The following is a 1,164-nucleotide window of genomic DNA, read 5'->3' on the forward strand; positions in this document are numbered from 1 at the left end:
CACCATGCCCATTTTCTTCACCAGATGCAGTTTTTTGATCGGTTCTAGGATATTCGGGTCAGTGAACTCGTAGTCCGATGCATCGCTGTTCAGTTGGTTTTTCAGCTTAATGATGTCTTCGATATCGTGGTAGATGTCGTCGGGCAATACACCTAGACCAAACAATAACTTCAAACGAACCGATGAGTCGCCAAGTGGTCCTGAATCTTGAAGTAATGGGCCGACGACCGATTGCACAGCAAAGTTATCTTTACGGAAGATTCTTTGGATGAGTCCGTCGATGTATTCGTTAAATACGTCGACGGTCGCAAGAAAGAAGCCACGTACCGATGGTGCGCTGTTGAGTCGTTCAATGATCTCGGTTTCGTTGATGTTATCTGCCATATACTGATCAGTTGTTTCATTATTATATTAAGGGGAGCAGAGCTCCCCCTGAGTCAATCAAAGCTGGTTGTAAAGTGTCTCGATTTGAGCCACTACATCACTGTCTTCAGCCAGACCTGTGTATTTCGCTAGCGTTTTTGTCACGCCAACCTCTTTTAATGAGGTCTGTAGCTCAACCGCTTGCGGATCGGTGTCGTTGGTGTATTTCAACGCCGCCGCGATCCCTTTCAAAAGTGTTTGATTTTCAGTGCCATACTCGATTGTACCGAGTAATGGCTTCACTAATCTATCATTTGCACCCAATTTACGAATTGGTTGTCGTCCAACGCGATCCACTTCATCCACTAAATATGGGTTGGCGAAGCGACCTAAAATCTTTTCGATGTAGGCATTGTGCATGTCGCGGTCGAAGCCGTAACGACGAATCAACACTTCGCCACTTTCCTGCATTGCTTGTTTTACTTCGGCATGAATGTTTGGGTCTTCAATCGCTTCGCGGATGGTGCGATGGCCTTTCAAACAGCCTAAATAAGCGGTAATGCAGTGACCTGTGTTTAGGGTGAACAGCTTACGTTCGACAAAGGCCATTAGGTTGTTGGTTTTTTCCATGCCAGCAATGTTTGGGATGTCGCCTTTGAACTGTTGCTCATCGACAATCCATTCGCTGAAGCTTTCAACCGTCACTTCCAATGGGTCATCGTTGGCCGCTTCTGCTGGTGGTACGATGCGGTCTACCGCTGAATCGACAAAGCCAACCAACTCGTCTGCTTTTGCGTGCAA

At 46.6% G+C, this 1,164-nt stretch carries 2 protein-coding genes; both read right to left on the bottom strand.

Annotated elements, in window-relative coordinates; translation table 11 throughout:
• On the bottom strand, positions 1–384 hold a 384-nt coding region (locus R7E47_RS24905), incomplete at its 3' end, for an MltR family transcriptional regulator (protein ID WP_318085444.1).
• A gap of 57 nt (positions 385–441) precedes the next feature.
• Positions 442–1,164 (bottom strand): mannitol-1-phosphate 5-dehydrogenase (locus R7E47_RS24910; RefSeq protein WP_318085446.1); only part of this gene is annotated, 723 nt, incomplete at its 5' end.

Source organism: Vibrio sp. Vb1026 (assembly GCF_033338745.1).
Taxonomy (GTDB): domain Bacteria; phylum Pseudomonadota; class Gammaproteobacteria; order Enterobacterales; family Vibrionaceae; genus Vibrio; species Vibrio alginolyticus.